This window comes from Legionella stuttgartensis (assembly GCF_977063405.2).
Window position 1 is genome coordinate 234,363 of record NZ_CDRUHA020000060.1, and the last position, 18,908, is coordinate 253,270.

An 18,908-nucleotide genomic window follows, 5' to 3' on the forward strand; every position below is an offset into this window, starting at 1 on the left:
TTCATCATATTGTTGCTCAAAAAATAATCTTATCCCAAGTTCCATAAGAAGATCGGATTTTTCCTCGTGGAATGGATAAGAAGAATAAAAGAACGCCGCTAATGAAACTTGCAAAAATTCCCCATGCTGATGCATGATAAATAAAGGGTGTAATAAACAAAGCAACTGCTAAAAATAAATTAAGTAGGCGTAGAATACGAACTGTTTCGGCTAATGCGGTTATGGTAATTGTTATGATAAGACAACCAATGAGGTGATCACTATTAGCCATTGTACCCGTTGCGTCCAAAGTGATACGGGTAAACATTAGCCAGACACCGATAAGTATACATCCTATTAAATTCCAAGGTAATGTTATGCCACCGCTCAACATTTTTCGTAGAATTATTTTAGGCGATTGCTCAAAATTATCGTCTTCTTTTCTAGTTTGGACGTTTTCTTCATCACTATCACCAACAAATAAAATTCTCAATAATGGCCTGCCAGCTTTCCATCTTCGCCAAAGAAAAGTACTTGTTGCAATTAATTCATCAAAGGAATAGGGGACTTGAATGAGCATGGCAGCCGCAGCGATTAGACATAAAGTACACCAGGTATTTAAAAGAATAGGTTGAATGACGATAAAGGTAATAGAAACTATTCCTAATGGTACAATCATAATACCAAACAAAAGCACCAACCAGGGCATTGTACGCCACCGATTTGAGCCACCAATAATACCTGTTAAAATTTCTAAAATGTAAACAGCAGCCCCTAATCCTGCATCTGGAACTGGAAACGCTTTAGATATAGAAGACGTAATAATCTCTTCAGTTCCATTTTTTGCATCAGGTAAAGCCCCCATAAAAAAAGGTTCCCAGACATGATCAATGTAACCGAGTTGATAAGCCGTCATATAGCGTGAAATAAAAAAACCAATATAAGCCAAGATGATTATCGGTAACCGCTGGAACCAGCTTGAAGGCGAAAAATCCCATCCAGGAGGAATGACAGGTCCTTCTAAAGCAGCATTAGGTGCTACTCCTATGTCAGGCCGAACTATTACAGAGAAACCAACAATTAGGGTGCCAATAAGAGTATCATTTAAATACGCGGCAGCGGTAGGGGCCCAAAAAATCAAAGGGGCAAATATTAACCAAAGACCGATTAAAGCACAAACCCATCGAGCAGATGATATACGCCAGGACAAGCTTAAAACAGCAAAGAAAATAAGGGCACTGCCACTAATAATATCACTTAATATTAGAGGATAAGATGTATACCCTGAGGATGCAGGCGACGTGATTAGCCACAATCCAAAACCCATATTTAAAAAATGTGCCCATAGGTTTTGCTGATGTTGTTTGCGGAAGCTACTTTCATACAAGGCGCGTATTTTCTCTGGGTTATGCTTAATGGCAACCATCCAGTCGGGTTGGATTAATCTATTTTTTTCATACCAAATTTCCGGATCAGTCTTTAAAGAATCGATGATTTTAGGAAGGGTTTCTTCAATTGAATATTGGGGTTCCCAATGAAGATGTTTTTTTGCTTTCGTAATATCTAAAGCATAATGATCTGAAGCAAGGTCTATCATAAATGAACGAATAAATGGTTTTTCGCCTTGATCAAAATCATCAGGTATCAAGGGTTCTGCTTGATGCTCCAGCCAAGCACCTGCTTTAGCGACAGTAGCGGGAACCTTGTAGAGAGAAGATTTTTCACCATGAATTAATTGGGCTATAAGATTTTGTAATTTCCTGTAGCTGAGTGTTTTGGGTTCTCCTGCTAAAATAATTTCATTTTGCGATAATTCATTACGGTAAAAAAGAGCTTTTTTGAAAAGCTCTATCAAGTCTTTCTGATGAATAAATGACTGACCAACATTTAAATCTCCCGCGTATAAATGACTTTTAATCTCTCGTTCATAGGTTCTAGCAATTTGGTTAGCGAGTGTTGGAACGCAGGTCGTGTCTTCATACAAACCTGCCAAGCGAAAAATCAGATAAGGTATTTTTCCATGATATTCTTTAATTACTTTTTCTGCTTCTAATTTGGATTTTGGATACGACCATTTTGGTCGAAGAGGAGCATTTTCATTAATAGTTTCCCCTAAAATACAAGGCTCATGTACGAGCATGGTGCTAGCATAGATAAATCGTTCCACCTCAAAATCTTGTAATGCAAGGAGTAAATTTTTTGTACCATTTACATTTACAGATTGATACAATGAAGACTCTTCGCCTGTAAAATCAAAATAGGCTGCAAGATGAATCACGGCGGCAATTTTATTTCCATATTTTTCTTTAAATAATCGAAAAGAAACAGCTAAAGAGGTAGCTGAGGTAATATCACAGGGAATCTCACAAGCATCTTTATCTTGGTCAAAGCCTACAATTTTATAAGAGTTTCGTAAAGCACGAGCAAGCGCAGTCCCTATTTTGCCACTGGAACCTGTGATAATGACAATGGGTTTGTCGGCTTTCTTAGCCATATAAAAATCCTTTTATAAATTTATCCCGTTTAACGATTAAATAGTTAGTACTATACTCTGAAATAATTTTACATAAATTATATAGGTATACTGCACTATTATTAAAAAAATTAAAAATCTTTATATTTTTTAATCATAAAAATAGATTTTTGATAGGGATGTCGCAAAGAATGTCAAACAACAATGTGTATCGAACCCAACCAGAGAGAAATCATGGAAAATTTTTTAGGGACAGACGAGCTCTTGGATTATGGCTTGTACTTACGAGGTATAGTGATTACCTTATATGCTATTGTGATTTTCAGAATGAACTTGTCTCGACTTTATGGAAATCATAGTGCCTTGGATTTTATTATTTATATAATTTTGGGTGCCATTCTGGGAGAGGCTATTGTTAATAATATTCCTCTATTACCTTCTATAATAGTATGTACACTCATTGTTCTTATGTATAAATTAATGGCTTTTTTAACTTATAAAAGTCATCGAATAGGAAAATATATTAAAGGAGAAAAAATTGTACTTATTAAAAATGGGAAATTAATTAAAAAAAATCTTGAATGCACTCGAATTACGAGAAACGATATAATGCAATCATTAAGATTACAATACGGTCTTTGTAATCTTCAATTAATAAATACGGCTATCCTTGAAAGAGGGGGGCAAATTTCCTTTCAAATGAAGCGTAGCGATTGCAATAAAACAACCTTATAGGCTAAATTAATGGATAAACCTACGCATCTTTTCAGGAAAAACAAGGCATCCATAGAACCAGGGAATAAATCTATCCATTAATATAAATATAATTATGTCCTTTCTACTATAGCTGTTTTGAGAATAGACTCAGATTTTAAAAATAAGTGTTTTAACTCGCTCATTACATGAGGGGAGTCAGACCTAAATAAAAATGACTTCTTTGATGTACTATAATTTTTCTAATAAATTTTTTTCTAGAGAAACAAAATCTAGATAATGGAAGCTCATTTCTAATCTAAAATGGAAACATAGAATTATACTTTTCGTTTAAGAGTTAAAGGGATAAAAAAATGATAAAGGGAATTTTTTCTAATTTAAAATATGACTTTCAGGCTTCGATAGTGGTATTTTTTGTCGCCCTACCATTATGCCTCGGTATCGCCCTGGCATCAGAAGCCCCTTTATTTTCGGGGATTATTGCTGGAGTAGTGGGAGGGGCTGTTGTTGGATTTCTCAGCGGCTCAGCATTGGGAGTCAGTGGTCCAGCTGCGGGTCTTATAGCGATAGTTCTTGCCGCTCAACAATCCTTAGGTTCTTGGAAAGCATTTTTATTAGCCGGGTTTATCGCAGGTATCTTGCAAATTGCAGCGGGGTTTCTACGTGGTGGAATTATTGCTTATTATTTCCCTTCGGCGGTAATTAAGGGCATGTTGAGCGGCATTGGGATTATTATTATTTTAAAGCAAATTCCTCATTTGATTGGATATGATGTTTCCCCTATTTTAACCGATTTAACCAATGGGCGGCTCGAATTTTTTTATATTAATAAAGCGATTGAGAACATTAACTCAGGAGTTGTCATCATTAGCACAATTTCACTGTTAATCATGATATTGTGGCAATGCTTAATTAATAAAGGGTACAAACTATTTGAGATGTTACAAGCTCCTTTAGTGGTGGTTTTGTGCGGATTTATTCTGTCTTTGCTTTATAAAAACGGTGGGCTCCCTTTTCATTTGGAGTCGTCACAGCTCGTACAAATTCCTGAATTTAAAAGTATTACTGATTTCACTCAAGCAATAACTTTACCTGATTTCACTCAACTAGGTAACATGGAGGTCTATCAAGTGGCAGTCATTATTGCTTTAGTCGCAAGCCTGGAAACTTTATTGTGCGTTGAAGCCACTGATAAGCTAGACCCTTATAAACGAGTTACATCCACAGACCGAGAATTAAAAGCTCAAGGGGTAGGTAACATGCTTTCTAGCTTAATTGGTGGATTACCCATCACCCAAGTAATAATACGCAGTTCTACAAATATTACCTTTGGTGCTAAAACCAAGTTATCCACGATTTTGCACGGAGTGTTACTTTTCGTTTGCGTGCTCGCTATCCCGATGATATTAAATCAAATCCCATTAGCATCTTTAGCGGCAATTTTAGTCATGATTGGCTATAAACTAGCCAGCCCATCTGTATTTAAACAAATGTATCAAATGGGGTGGGAGCAATTTCTACCATTTATCGTTACTGTGGTCGGAATTGTAGTGGATGATTTACTATTTGGTATCAGCGTTGGTTTTGTTGTAGCTATTTTCATTATTTTACGCCACCACTATCTAAACGCCCATGATACCAGTATTGTTATGGAAAAAGGGATGGTTTATCACATGGAGCTGGCGGAGGAGGTATCTTTTTTAAATAAAGGGAGCATCATCCATCAGTTTCGAAAAATTCCACCGAAATCGACTGTAATCATTGACAGCAGCAGCTCAAAATACATCGATAATGATGTGCAGGAGGCGATTAACAATTTTTTAGAAAGTGCTAAAACAAAAGACATAGTCGTTGAAATGCGAGGAGTCCACACTTCAAAAATAACCTAATGATGTAATCCATTCTCCAAACGAGATATCATAGAGTGTTTTTCCTAGCATGAATGCTCATAGCAATAACAATGCCTGCAGGAGTTGCATGAACACTAGATTTTAATACAGCGCTATTTTTTAAGGTCCAATCCGAGATCGTCCGTCTCCAGTAATAAATAAATTTCAGTGAGCTCAAAGCTAACTTGCCGATGCCATTTTATTCATTGTTATTTTGGCTCAAATTTAGGCAAATCTACTCCTTCTGATTTTTCTTTAGACGTAAGTTTTTCCTCATCTCCATTGGATTCATTTAAAGACTTTTTGAATGCTTTAAATTTTGAAATAGCCAAAGATGCTAGCGATTTTTTTGTTGTTTCCGTAAGTGCAGATTTTTCTTGCTTTTCCTCTAAAGGCTTGCTTGTTGTTATTGATGAAGGAGCAGGAATGTCCACCTCTTCTTTAGATTGTTTTACAGTTTCCACTTTAGAGGTTTTCTCTACAGTAGCGTGTTGATAGCTTTTTTTGGAAAAAATATCGGGATTATCGCCTACAGTTTTACTTCGTTGTCTTCTTTCTTCATTTTTATCTGTTTGCTCTGGTGTTCCAATGTCATCCACAAGTGTTTTGTTATATCTCCTCGTCTTCCATGTTCGCTGTAGTTCACCTGTTGGTGAGAACTCGTGGGTAATACTTGATCCTTTAGCCAGTGGGTCATGTAGGTAATTTTTACTTCCTAGTTCTCTGGATTCTTTGTACCACTGTTTTCTAGCTTGTTCTGTAGTTTCTTTTACATTAGGCGGTTCAGCTAGTTGTCGTTTTGCTCCTACAACAGTACCACGAACAGAATACTCAATTTCGCCTTCGAAATTTTCTACTGGATGAGTTAGATCCTCTTTACGAAAAACACCTCTCATAACAGTGCCCTTACCTTCTTTATTCGCAAATCGATTTGCTACATCATAAGCAGGTGTCCAAGAAGTGTAAGAAGAGTCAGTGGCGCCATCAATATGGTCTCCAACCGAGATATTTTGATCTAAAGGTTTTTTAGGGCCAATTACTGATTGTTTTTCACGAGTTTGTTCTTCATGGAGGTTAGTTTCATAAGTTTTCCCCTCAAAAAGCTTTCCCTCATGCGGTCTAATTCCTCGATAAAGTACAATTGTACCCTCCATATGTTCATCGTAGTCAGCCCGTATAATTCGATTTCCGGTTTTAGTGGAGTTACTTACGTCACTTTCACTTTTAGATCGAGATCTTGCCATGCTAACACCTACCCTTATTTATTAGTGCTAATGAAGGTGCACTAATAAAGGAGTATAAAAACAAGTCCTTTTATTCAGTTCCTGATGCTTTCTCTTAGTATAGATCTTAATTAGCCAATGTGCTCTTGAAATGACCATGGAAAGTGCATCTTCAAGTTAACTTTGCAACCACATGACGAATAGGATTCATATTCCCAGAAAATATCATTGCATCTAAAATTAGGTTATTGTTTCTGCATAAAAGCGAAGGAACATTTGGATAAGGGCAGTATAGAATCATTTGAAATTTTTTGAAGTATACAATAAGTTAATGATTTTTTTTGATATCAATTCATAAAGTAGTTTTATCTAAAGTTTCCTGAATGGCTTGAAAAGATGCGTGTGTGCCTACCTGGCGTATTATAATATTCCATTAAGCTTTCTTGTCTATAATTAAAACAATTAACCTCCACATTGAACTGAGCTTTTATGGCTTTTAATTGGAAACCTCATCCTATTAAGGTAGAGGATGAATATAAAATACTTGAATCTATCTTTTTGGATTTACACAAAAATCAGGAAAAAATTCCCGATTACACCACCTTTATCCGTGATTGTGCAAAAATTATAACCTTTCTACAAGATGAGAGTATCGTTGCTGAACATCTAAAATATTTAAATACGTTACTTGTTGAAGAAGCAAAAAAACAAGGTCTCTCCCTTGATAATCAAACTCAAGGGACTTATTTAAAACATAAAAAAGTTTTAAGGAATGTTTTAGAAAGAGAGCTCGCCAAAATGGGATTTCAACCAAAATTTGGAAAAGTTCTTCTTCCTATTTACCCGTCTTTATTCTTGGCTACGGTGTCCGAGGGATTTGTTCTTAAAGATCCTGGTGCAGGACTTGCACATGGGGAATTTATTCATGCTATTCAATGGCTTATTATCGGTTGGCAACAAAATCAAACTCAATTTTTAACTAAACCTATCATCCATGTATATAAACAACTTGGATTAGAGGACGAGAAAATGTGGAATTCACTGGTTGATAGGGTGGAAACCAATTGTGAGGATTTTAGAAGCCCTGAACGATTGCAACGATTTATTAGAAGAAGTAATGATCCGGATTTATCCTTATTAAAAGCGCTCTTTGATTCAAGAGTAGAAAAGAGAAAACATCAGGGGAGTTTTTTTAAAAAACAAGATTTATCAAATAAAAGTTATCAAATATATAAAGATAATGAAACGCTTCTTTTACCCATTTTTCGCAAAACAAATTTAGAATGCAAAACGATCTTGATAGCTCTTTATAGAGTTTCAAAAGATAAAGATAATTTTCTCGCCAATTTAAAGGAAATTATTATGTCTTCAAAACCTAAAGATCTAGATAGTGATTCGCTTCAATCAGAAATAAACAATTTTATAATCGGAAAAGCCACAGCAGGTTATGATGAATATAACAATAATCAAAATTCTGATGGTTTTAATAAACTTGTTTTACATTTAGATGCGGCTTTAAGTGATGAACACTTCTCCATTATATTTGCTAAACTTGATAAAAAAATCTCCCTTCTTAAGAGTGAAAATGATGTGGTCAAGCAAATGCCCTCACCAGGTTAATAGTTAAAAAAATCATCATAATGTTTTAAGAAAAGTTGTCGGGCCAAGGCCCCACCTACGCTAATGGTAGTATGATCATTTGTCTTGTAATTGAACGACATTATTCTTGAGGAATTATTTTTTGTTTCGCGCGTTTCTCTGATAGCAAAATTGCAAAAAATATCATTAATGCCCCAATGAAAAATTGGACAGTTAATTGCTCATGCAAATAGATTGCGGCAGTTATTGTTGCAAATACAGGTTCAAGAGAAAAAATAATTGCTGCTTTAGTAGAGCTGACATATTTTTGGAATTGGAGTTGTAGCAAAAAAGCAAAAATTGAAGCAAAGATACTGCAAAATAAAATGGAAATCCAAACATTACGTTGAGAGGGAATAGCAAGTTTTGTAGTAAATAAACTGGCAACTCCAGCTAAAATACAAACAAAAATTGATTGAATGAACGTTAAAGAGATTGGTTGATGAATCTGAGAGGCTTTGCCAGCGAATAAAATATAACTCGCAAAACAAAATGCACACAATAAAACCCAGAGATCACCTTGATTAATTGTTAATCCATCAGAAAGCGTAATGAACCCCACACCAACCAAGGCAGTTATAGCAGCCCCAATTACATAGATGGACGGCCACTGTTTATTAAGGAACGACTCGAAAAGGGCAACTAATATAACTGACAGTCCAGTGATAAAACTCGCTGTCGATGCAGTGGTGTAGCGTAAGCCGATGGTTTGGAATATCACTGTTCCAGCCAAGAAGAGACCTAAAAATGTACCATGAAATAGAGTTTGCCGATCGAACCTTATTTTTTTCAAAAAAATAAGGAATAGTAACAAGCTAGCAATACCAAAACGCCAAAACAAAAAGTTAAAAGGTGTTAGTGTTGCAACCGCATCCTTAATAAATGCAAAGGTCATTCCCCAAAACATTGTGGCTAATAAGATTGCTCCAGCACCCAAAATAGATTTATTTTTATTCATTGCACTTAATACTCTGGTGTTGCCTGCGAAAGCAAGGATAGCTTAGGGAGCGAAGCGGATTATGGGCTACCCTTGCTTAGCAGTCTCAAACTACTTCAATTTCAACAGGAGCAGTGCCTTTTATACCGAGTTTTTTAGCGGCACCAAAGGATAAATCAATTAGTCTGCTCGATAAAAAAGGACCTCGATCGTTAATTCGAACCACAATCGAGCGGCCATTATTCAGGTTTTTGACTCGTACTCGTGTAGCAAATGGGAGTGTTGGATGAGCTGCTGTCATCGCATACATGTTGAAGCGCTCTCCGCTCGATGTTTTTTTATTCCGAGCGTGTGTCCCATACCAGGATGCAACTCCTTTTGCTTTGTAGTGTTTGGCAGACTTCATCACATGATATGTTTTCCCTTTGATCCTATAGTGATCCGGACCATTAGCTTGCTGATGCACACAAGCAACCAGTAGCATTGGGAGTAAGCCTATAATGAGTCGTTTAATGATTAACAAAATCGCATAATAGTTCATAAAGTTATCTTCTACTTCCGTTACAGATTTTTAAAATGATGAATAGATCACAAGAAACAAAGTTATTTCCTGCAAAGAAAATTGTCAATGGTTAACTTATCATTGTCCATCATAAGACAATTTATTCTCCAGTGATTCTAAGCGGTCCTTAAGCGATAAATAGCGCGGTAAAACATAACTTAAAGAAGTTAATTTATTAGTATAAAAGAATGAATTATTATATGTTTTTATACCTTTTAAAATTACCTCTACTTCCTCATCTATGTTCATCTCGGTTTGTAGCCATCCTGATGCATCATGCACCAATAAAGGTAAAGTAATGGCTTTAGTTGACAGAGCTTGATTCAATTGACGACTATATATTCGTAACTGAAATCTTAAAGGGTCCGCTATGCAAGTTTGAACACTATAACCTAATGTAAGTAGTTTATTGGTTTCTCTAGGGGTTATACCTGGGATCGCAAGTTCTTTAAAATCATTAAAAGAAAAACACTGTGGTACTTTCTTTAAATAATTATAAACAACGGTCCCTTCATCGTTCTCAGCCACTCTATTTGGGTTGGATGAAGGAATTTTAGATAAGCCTGCATCATCCAAAAACATAATAATTTTTAAATCGAGATCACCCTTACCAGTTTTTTTTATTAAATCAATCGTAAACGGTCCATCCATGAAAGCAACTTCACGTTTAATAAAGGATAAGTCTGTATCTGTATCAACATGAGTTAAACTAACATTCCCTTTTTTATCCGCAAAAATTATTGCTACACAACCTTCTAATCCCACCGTAGCAGGGAACCCATTTTGCATTGCTGTTTTTCTAATGGTTTCATTTTGACCCGCTATCCACATGACTCTAGGTTCTTGCTCATAGATTTTACTGTTATACATCTTATATTCTTTAAAAAATAATTTAAGAGGTTTTCAATTATAATTGAATAGGGTCTACTAAGTACACCTTCCAGTTCGAATATCCAAAACGAAACTGAGAAATGCAATTCGTGCGAATAATGTTGAGCATACCAAAACTACAAATAAATTTAAGATTCATTGAATGAGTTAAAGACAACCTACTAGCTATGCGACGATATGGATCCATGAGAATCAGGCCTATTCATGATTTTATTTATCTGTGGATCTTTATATAAATTAGCACGAATATTGGCAAAGGTAGTTGAGGTAGGACTATTAAATGCAGCTCTCAACGAATGAACCTGCGTGTTTTCATCAGGGGCAGGGTCCATTTGAGAGATTTTCTTAATTTCAATGATGCTTTTTACAATATTCGATTCATTATTATAATCTATTTGTCTAAGAATATTCCTTAACTCTTTAATATAGAGAGGAGAAGTATTTTCTTCATTATAAAATAATGGGTCAGATAATAAATTGTAAATTGCGTTTATATTTGTGCGTCTATCCAGAGGGTCAATCTTCATAACATTAAGATGTATTCTCGAGGTGTTGGATTCATTAGAAGTAGTGGTTTGACTTAAGCTTCTTATGTATTTTAGACCGTCCAGAAAAGCCATATGTGTTGCATCATATAACTTCAATGATTTGTTTAATTTATTGCAAATCTCAACAGAAGTTAACTCAAGGTGTTCCCCTTTATTGGGATCAAAAAATGAATAGGTATTATCAGAGTTCTTTTTGATTAACATGGAGTGCCCCACCATTCTTCCAAATGATTTACTAAAAGCCATAAATTTTATATAAGTACCAGCTTCAAGTTCATCTAATTTTTTGGTGAATAAGGCAGGATTCAGCTGTTGTCCATCCTTACTTACATCTGATGAAGAAAAGAGCGAGTAAGGATATATATTTAACATGTAGGCTTTTAACTTTTCAAAGTGACTGCTAGTCTCCAAAATATGACTACCTAATACCCAGTTAGTATTTAATTGATATACTCCTGCCAATAACCGAATATCATTTAAATTTGAGGGTAAGATTCTGTTAAAACCACTGTCATCTACAGAGTCACTTTGAGAAGATAACCCCATTAGATCTTCTTTAATAATGTAATTGCAAATTAATTCACAAAGACCTGAAAATCTTAGGCGAGCGCTATTCAGTGATTGATAATTACTATCTTGTTGGAGTTTTGCAATAAAATCAGCTTGGTTATAATATTTTTTTACGGGCGCAGTAGGTGGGGTGGGGCTACTCCCCATTTCTTTTTCATCATAATTGGAAACAATTTTTTGGGTTAAAAAATCCAAAACATTTTTAAAGGATTCCATATTTTCTTCACTTATTGACTCATGCTCTTCCTTATTTTGTTCAAGAAAGTCATATAACTTATGGAGTATTTCAGTTTCGTTTTCTTCAAGAGATGTAGTATTTTTGTAATTTAGTAGTGCAGATAATAGTTGTGGCTTCAATTCATTCAAAAGAGGAGTGGATTTAATATAAGTATCTATAAAATATAATAAATTTTGCTCCGGGCTCGTATTTTTGGCTAACTCTTCTTTTAATCTGAGTTTAACGAGTTCTAGCGAGGAATTATAAATCATTTCAAGTTGAGCGGGCTCCCATATTTGTTCATCTTTTTTATGAAACTCATGCTTCATTTCTTTAAGTACTCTGAGCATTCCAGGGAGATCATTTTTGGATTGCGCGTCACTTAATAAAGTAAGATAGGAACTTTTTATTCGTTGATTTCTTTGTAATAATTTCTCAAGCTCTACCGCGCTGTTGTCTGAAATTTTTTCTCGGTCAAAATCAACTGAAGTAATGCTGATATTATTTTGTAAACTATCACATAAATCTTGGACAGAATTGAAATCATTTTCGATCAAATCAAGATGAACCAGTGTATTATTGTGTGGAAGTGCTTCACTCAAATACTTTAATCCTGTATTACTTATTTGATTTCTTCGTAAAACTAAAGTAGTTAGTGATTTGTTACTTGGAATTCCAGCTGCTAAATGACGAAGCCCTTCGTCGCCCATGGAGTTAGCCGTTACATTTAAAGATTTAATCGAGGAACTGTTTTTAATGATTTCAGTAGCTATAGGATATTGTGTAGGGCCAAACCCATTTGAGGATAAATCCAAATCGGTCAAGGAAGGATGTTTGCCCAAAACTTTAGCTAAATACTGTAATCTCCCAGGAGTAGAGGCATCTAATCCACAGGAGGATAAATTTAATCCTGTTAAATTTTTATTCTTGTTTAAGCCATCGGTTAAGTAATCTAAATCGTAGTGCCCAAAGGTGTTCATGCTCAGGTTTAATTTTTTTAAAGACTTGCTCTCAGTCAAGAGCTGCGATAAACCTGTATCAAGTTGTAAATAGGAGTTGCTTAGGTCAAGTGCTTGAAGCGATTCGTGTGTACTTAATATTTGGAACAAAGCGTTTGTACTTAGTCCAAGATTACTACCAGCAAGTCTTAATAATTTAAGACTTTTATTTTCCTTTAGGGCGAGTATAATTTTATAGAATCCCATATGATCAAAATGAGTATAACTTAAATCAAGTTCTTTTAATGTAGTATTAGACTTTAACATTTCTGCAATAAAAGTAGCCTCTGTATTTTCAATGGGATTATTTCTTAAATCCAAAGTTTTTAAATGTGTATTTTTAGATAAAGCAGAGGCTAATAGCTTTATAAACTCACAAGTTACCTGATTTTCAGGTAAGTTTTTACACCATAAATATTCTACCTTGGAATTATCCGCTAACGTTTGTATCGCCCATTGCCATTCGCGAAAATCCTTCGCAAGAGAAGATAAGTCAAGCACAGAGCTTGTTTTTTGTAAGCTTTTTAGCCTGGGATCCTCATGTAAATAAGAGGAATAATAATGGCGTATGAGTGACTCAAAAAGCGCTATTTGTACAACAAACATGGAGCTCTCAAAAATAATAAGTTTAATATACAGTATAGATGAATCTAATGTTTTTTATTTTGTAGTAATCGATTAGTAGGCTACTTGCTTGCCAGACATGGGCGTTTCTCGCTTGGCGTTATAATCTCAATTCTGATGATATCAATCGACTATACTAAATGATAATGCTATAGGATTTGGAGTTGTACCGATCATGGCAAGAGCAAAAGTTCAATCAAGTAACGATCTCCCATTCCAGATAATGGTCTGTGGAACCAACAATTCTGGTAAAACAAAACTATGTAATGCATTGCGAGGTGGGAGTTCTACGGGGAACGTACATACTTCTTCTATTGATATGTACGACACACTAATTGAAGATGGAGCTAAACTTAGATTGCTTGATTTCGCAGGATCATACGAGGGAGTAGCTCCATACATAAGAAAACATTACGTTGAACAATCACAAATTTGTGTGGTCTGTGTCGATAGACAAAATTCGCATTCATTTGAGGTTGCTAAAAAAGCTGTCGAAGAAATTCGCGAATTCGATCCTGGAATTCCTATCGTTATCGCTCTTACTAAAGAAGATCAAAATTTGGGTTTACATGACTATGAAATACTAGTGAAAGATAGGGAACTTAGAGCGCTTGAAGAAAAATATGGCCTCGAAGGCTCTATCAAAACCAGTGGAATAAATAATAAGGAGGGGACAGTAGAATTGCGAAGTACACTGCTCAAACTTAGAGAGGAGATCATTGTTAAGGAAGAAAAAGAAGTGCCTGATATTGAATCCATAGAAGAATATTTCCCTGAGACCGAATCCTTGGACGAAGTAAAAAAGAGAATGCATAATTTATCTGTACTCGTTAGTAACGCTCGGATTGAGCTGGCGGCGGATGCTGCTTTGGAAAGTAAAAAATCTGCTGCTGATGATCTTGCTGCAAAAAAATCAATGGATGTAGTGTCTGAATTTTCAAAAAAATTAACTGAGATAACAAAAATTCCGGATCAGATGAGGGGGGCATCAGATACAGAGAAGAGGGATGCCATGCTTAAAGCATATGAAGGAGCACTTAAGGAGTTTGCTCGCGAAGTCAAGTCCGACGTATTCACAATCCATCCTCCAAAAAATGTGAAGCATGTCTTAATAAGAATAGTGCGTGCGGTGCTTCTCAGGAAATTGTATACCGATGATGAAAAGGAAGAACTGCAGCGCGTTAAACACCAAACTGACTTCAAAAACCGACTTCAGAAAGAAGAGGGTCGATATAAGGAAAAAGATAGCAGCAAGGAACAACAAGCAGAAAAAAAGGACAATTCTGCATTAGATTCTAATACGCCTTGAATAGTTAACACATAGCTGAGCTATGCGCACATACTATAATTCCATGAGTTATTTCATCACAGAAATGGAAAAATACGATTACATTGTTCTATAAAGTATGTTTTCCATAGGTTCAGGTGTCTTGGTAGAGACTAATTGCGGTGTATTATACTTGGTAGTGAACTCGCTTACCTTAAACATATAACCAGTACCAGTCTCATTTTTCACCATCTCGACTTTTGCTTTTATTTCGGCGATCGGAACTATATTGTTTTCTGTTTCGCCTGTAACTTCTCTACCACATTGCTCCATGGTTTTCGCCAGCTCCTCATCATTAAGCTCTATTAAAGAAATACCATCACTAGCCATCGCAAAAATTCGTTGAGGACTACTTGTGTCAATAGGATCCGCATAAGAACAGGAGAGGATTTTCAAATTAACTGTTGCATAGAGTGAACCGTTACTACTCTTTTTAGACCAATTAATGTGTCCAATAGTACGTCCACGTTCTAAGCCTTGGATATCCCCCTCAACCAACTTAGTTGTATTAGTAAATTCTTGCAAGAGGCTGCCATGTAAAAATTGACCACCAAAATGATAAAGTTTATTCGCTCTTGAATGAGGTGTATCAATCTTATCACCAGCAAAATTTTGTATGGCTTCAATGAGTACCCTGTCTTTATGATCATCCACATTCCCCGGAATAATCGCAGCACCATATATTGTTACCCCTTTTCGGACAATATCTTTAATAACCGTAGACTTATCGCTCGTTTCTTCTTCTTGGGTAGAGGTTTCTATATCATAAAGTACTTGTGATTCCTTAAGCTCACTTTGGCTATAAGTAATTTCGCTGCAGGGGATTTCACCTTGAGCATGAAGATTGGCCAATTCATGATGACTGATTAAGGTATTATGGGTTTTGACAAGTAAACGAAATAAAGCAGAGTTTTCAGGTATTGAACATTGAGCATCTTTTTTCTCTGAGATACTTTCGTTCGCTTTCTTCTGTTCAATACCAATGTTTTGAGAGGTTTGATAACGATTTTCATCTAACCAGTGGGCAAAGGAAACTTTTTTAGAATCTGCGTTAGTAACAGTTAACTGTTCTAAAACGTGCAACGCGTCAGTCAATTCACCAATAGTCATTGGCTGACGATCAAGTGCTATCAGATTAAAAAAGTGATTAACTGCTGTTAAGCCACCGCCGGTTTTAAAAAAACTCTTCTCTTGACCTCTATTAATCAACTCCCTTAAGTTACCCCATTCCTTTGCAATGTGTGCAAGTGCGGTATGCTCTGTTTTCATATCATTGTTTCTCATAAAAATTGATCATTATGCTTATTTTATGATATAAAAATTAAGTCTATATTAAATTGAAGATGTTCATCTCAGGACCTGATATGAAAAAAACTCCTAACCTCATCTAATTTAAGAATATTTTTTTGTCTTCTTGACAGAATTATTCCAAGATTAAATTTAAATTATAAGGAAGTTTGACGATCATTCAGTTGTGTCTGCTCTGAATTTGCTATTTTAAAAGGGAGAATAATATGTTTTTTAACCAAGCACCCAAAAGAACTATCGAAGATGAAAAAGTACATTGTTTTTTCATTCCCATCGTGGAACAAATAAAAGCAAGTGATTACAATAAGACATATGTCTGGAATTTGGCGAAAGAAAACAATATAACACGCAAATTTTATTCTTCACCCGAGGAGCTCGCTCGCAGGGAAGCAGGACGATTGGGGCCAAGCGCTGTCTTATCTTGCTATAAAGTCTTATTGAGCGAAGCGCAACACCAACAATTAAGAGCAGTTAGCGGTAGAGACAATGTCTTTCTGGGTTCTTTGAATTTTAGCTACTCTGATATTGAAAGCATGATCCATTTTATTCAAGGCCAGCAACAGGAACATGCGAACCCTTTCTATGAACAGAATACCATTTTAACGCAACCGGTTTGTGCTGCTTAACTAATAAAACGAAAATTTATTACGAGCCTACAGAAAGTACCAAGTTTGGGGTATCCTCTTCACATCCTGGCTGGATTGTAACTTCATTAATTCGGGCAACCCAGTCAGCCACGGTACGCACTAATAATCCTTCCAAGGTTTTAGCTGGTGAAGTATCCATTTTAAGAATAAGATTATTATTAATCAAAATATAACAAATAAGACGACAGGCTCCGGTGCGAATATCAGGATTTTTGTTTTCCAGCAAGTTTTTATTTTTAACTGAATCGATAAGTTGATATAGCATGTCCTTATCCATTGCTGAAATAAATTTTAGGAGGCCGTTTAATGCAGAGACGCATGTCATTGGAGATGAGCTAACTAGAGTTTTTTCAAATGGGTATATCAGGGATATCTGAGTTTTTTTATCCATAAAAGGGGAGAGAGCTGCTAAACAATCTAGAGCGTTACTACGGGTTATCTCATTTTGACTATCGAGTTTACTTTGTAGGTCATTAATAAGCTTTTTCAGCGTATTTTTATTTATTTTAGAAGCAAATGCTATTAAACAGTGGCATGCTGCATGCCTGACATCTGAATTGGGTGCATCCAATTTGCTTTGTACGGGTTGTACAAGGTGTTCCAGTATTTTGGGGTCAATTCGAGAAGCTGCTGCTCCTAAAAATTTTAATATAGCTTTAGATTCAATAAATGTACTACCAATTAATTCTTTTACTAAATCAATCAGATTATTCAGTGTTTCTTTTTTCATGCTGGTGGCAAACTTTGCCAAACATTCGAATGCTACTTCGCGGACTCGTTCATTTGCGTCATCCAGTTTGGTTTTTATTATATTTATAATGTCTTCTGGATTTTTCTCACCCTTTGTAGAACATAACGCTACTAAATAATACAAGGTAAAAATTCGAACATTAAAATCGGGATCATTACTCATTTGTTTTATTAGCTCAGTAACAGGGTTTAGCATCTCTGTTTTAATTCGCGGTGCGAACGTTTGGAAACAGTGTAAGGCTGCACTCCGAACAGAAAATTCATGGTCATTAAGTGCATTTTTTATGGAATCAATTAGGTGCCCCTCAATTTCTTTTTCCAATACAAAAATAAGTTGTTTTAAACAATCCAATGCATGAGTTCTTACTTTCGGATTGTCGTCCGTCAGTGTTTGCTCTACTAAATTGATAAGTTCTTCCTGCATCTCTTCATCCATTGCGGGAACAAGTGTGGGTAAATAGCTTAAGGTAATACATTTAATATTCCATTTATCATTTCTAAGTTTATTCTTAATAGAATCGAGAAGGCTGAGGCGTAGCTCCGTGGTCATGCCAGAAGAACATGCTGACAAACATTTGGCTGCCGCTAGTGAACGACTAAATGAAGGAACATCAAGTTGTTTTTTTACTGGCTTGATAAGGAGTTTCAGTGAACTCTTTTCCATGGTAGGGACCAGCTTGGCGAGGCAATTTAATGCCTCTATACACACGTACTCCGGGTTTTCTTTCATTAAATGGGTACCAGCACTATCCATAATGTCTTTAACTAAATTGACCAGAGGTTCAAGAGTTTCCTTTTCTATTTTAGGCGCTAAGGTTGCTAAATAGCGAAACGCGCCTACAAACGGTCCTTTTTTGTCATCCAGGTGTTGCTTAACTGAGTCTAAAAGGGGCGCCAATGTTTGGCTGTCCAATTTGGTGGTCAGTATGGATAGGATTTCATTTATCGCGCCAGTAAGCAAACTATCGTTATAAGGGAGTATACTAATTAGCGGATCAACTAAAAGCGTGAGCGTTTTTTTATCTACCTTGTGGGCTAAGACTGATAAAAATACTATTGGGCTAAAATATAGCTCAGAATCTGAGGATTGCAGTATACTCTTTAAGTCATCAAATAAGGACTCCAGATCGTTTTTAATCACTGTTTCAATTAAAACCTTCCTTAAAACGGATAGCTCAAGGAAATTATGCACAGATAATGTATCGACAATATTTAAAGAGGGTAGTTGGACTTTATTTATCGCTGCTATGAGCTTTATCCCTTGTATTAGTTGCTGGATGCTTAAATTGGGATTATTTAATAGAGTTGCCAATTTTCTACCTAAATAGGATAGATGTCGGGGATCCATTTCTGTTAAGGTATTTTCAGAATCGATCAGGGTGCTTAATATCTTGACTTGGGCAGGATAAAATTTAATGCCCTCTTTGTGAAACAAAGCAAGTTCAATTGCTCGTTGATGTCTTTGAGTCCGTCTCTTTGGAGCATCATTTGCTAACCATACCGCTAAGAAATCCTGTGGAGTATCCATCTGAGAATACAGATATGTGGCTACTTCAAGTGGAGATTTTTTAAAGAATTTAGAACCATAAGACAAAGAGTTACCTCCGGTTGAT

Annotated in this window: 13 protein-coding genes; 5 read left to right on the top strand and 8 right to left on the bottom strand. The window is 35.8% G+C overall.

Features of this window, described 5'->3' with window-relative positions:
- Window positions 1–16: 16 nt before the first annotated feature.
- The gene (locus ACWTEW_RS20450) at window positions 17–2,473 is read right to left on the bottom strand and encodes a vitamin K epoxide reductase family protein (RefSeq protein ID WP_454780348.1); all 2,457 of its coding nucleotides are present in this window, start codon (window positions 2,471–2,473) and stop codon (window positions 17–19) included.
- Between the two features lie 213 nt (window positions 2,474–2,686).
- Between ACWTEW_RS20450 and ACWTEW_RS20455 the strand changes: the two genes are divergently transcribed.
- A complete protein-coding gene (locus ACWTEW_RS20455; protein ID WP_454780349.1) occupies window positions 2,687–3,187 on the top strand; it encodes a DUF421 domain-containing protein in 501 nt (166 codons plus the stop codon).
- Window positions 3,188–3,519: 332 nt separating this feature from the next.
- The gene (locus ACWTEW_RS20460) at window positions 3,520–5,055 is read left to right on the top strand and encodes a SulP family inorganic anion transporter (protein WP_454780350.1); all 1,536 of its coding nucleotides are present in this window, start codon (window positions 3,520–3,522) and stop codon (window positions 5,053–5,055) included.
- Window positions 5,056–5,264: 209 nt separating this feature from the next.
- Here the strand turns inward: ACWTEW_RS20460 and ACWTEW_RS20465 are convergent, their stop codons facing one another.
- Complete coding sequence (locus ACWTEW_RS20465) at window positions 5,265–6,299, bottom strand: hypothetical protein (protein WP_454780351.1); 1,035 nt, start codon at window positions 6,297–6,299, stop codon at window positions 5,265–5,267.
- A 468-nt stretch (window positions 6,300–6,767) separates the two neighbouring features.
- On the opposite strand from ACWTEW_RS20465, the gene ACWTEW_RS20470 reads away from it, so the two are divergent.
- On the top strand, window positions 6,768–7,898 hold the full coding sequence (locus ACWTEW_RS20470; RefSeq protein ID WP_454780352.1) for a LirA/MavJ family T4SS effector: 1,131 nt from the start codon (window positions 6,768–6,770) through the stop codon (window positions 7,896–7,898).
- A 100-nt stretch (window positions 7,899–7,998) separates the two neighbouring features.
- Here ACWTEW_RS20470 and ACWTEW_RS20475 read toward each other — a convergent pair whose 3' ends face one another.
- From ACWTEW_RS20475 to ACWTEW_RS20490, 4 genes are all read right to left on the bottom strand, one after another.
- Window positions 7,999–8,874 carry a DMT family transporter gene (locus ACWTEW_RS20475; RefSeq protein WP_454780353.1) on the bottom strand — a complete coding sequence of 292 codons (876 nt, stop codon included), beginning with the start codon at window positions 8,872–8,874 and terminating at the stop codon, window positions 7,999–8,001.
- Window positions 8,875–8,959: 85 nt separating this feature from the next.
- A complete protein-coding gene (locus ACWTEW_RS20480; RefSeq protein WP_454780354.1) occupies window positions 8,960–9,394 on the bottom strand; it encodes a septal ring lytic transglycosylase RlpA family protein in 435 nt (144 codons plus the stop codon).
- A 99-nt stretch (window positions 9,395–9,493) separates the two neighbouring features.
- Complete coding sequence (locus ACWTEW_RS20485; protein WP_454780355.1) at window positions 9,494–10,285, bottom strand: hypothetical protein; 792 nt, start codon at window positions 10,283–10,285, stop codon at window positions 9,494–9,496.
- A 182-nt stretch (window positions 10,286–10,467) separates the two neighbouring features.
- On the bottom strand, window positions 10,468–13,245 hold the full coding sequence (locus ACWTEW_RS20490; protein ID WP_454780356.1) for a leucine-rich repeat domain-containing protein: 2,778 nt from the start codon (window positions 13,243–13,245) through the stop codon (window positions 10,468–10,470).
- A gap of 193 nt (window positions 13,246–13,438) precedes the next feature.
- Here ACWTEW_RS20490 and ACWTEW_RS20495 point away from each other — a divergent pair, with 193 nt between their 5' ends.
- Complete coding sequence (locus ACWTEW_RS20495; RefSeq protein ID WP_454780357.1) at window positions 13,439–14,572, top strand: GTPase domain-containing protein; 1,134 nt, start codon at window positions 13,439–13,441, stop codon at window positions 14,570–14,572.
- A gap of 78 nt (window positions 14,573–14,650) precedes the next feature.
- On the opposite strand, the gene ACWTEW_RS20500 is transcribed toward ACWTEW_RS20495, so the two are convergent.
- The gene (locus ACWTEW_RS20500) at window positions 14,651–15,874 is read right to left on the bottom strand and encodes a hypothetical protein (protein WP_454780358.1); all 1,224 of its coding nucleotides are present in this window, start codon (window positions 15,872–15,874) and stop codon (window positions 14,651–14,653) included.
- 230 nt (window positions 15,875–16,104) lie between these two features.
- Here ACWTEW_RS20500 and ACWTEW_RS20505 point away from each other — a divergent pair, with 230 nt between their 5' ends.
- Window positions 16,105–16,524, top strand: a complete 420-nt coding sequence (locus ACWTEW_RS20505; protein ID WP_454780359.1) for a hypothetical protein — start codon at window positions 16,105–16,107, stop codon at window positions 16,522–16,524.
- 19 nt (window positions 16,525–16,543) lie between these two features.
- Here ACWTEW_RS20505 and ACWTEW_RS20510 read toward each other — a convergent pair whose 3' ends face one another.
- A complete protein-coding gene (locus ACWTEW_RS20510; RefSeq protein ID WP_454780360.1) occupies window positions 16,544–18,823 on the bottom strand; it encodes a HEAT repeat domain-containing protein in 2,280 nt (759 codons plus the stop codon).
- Window positions 18,824–18,908 lie beyond the last annotated feature (85 nt).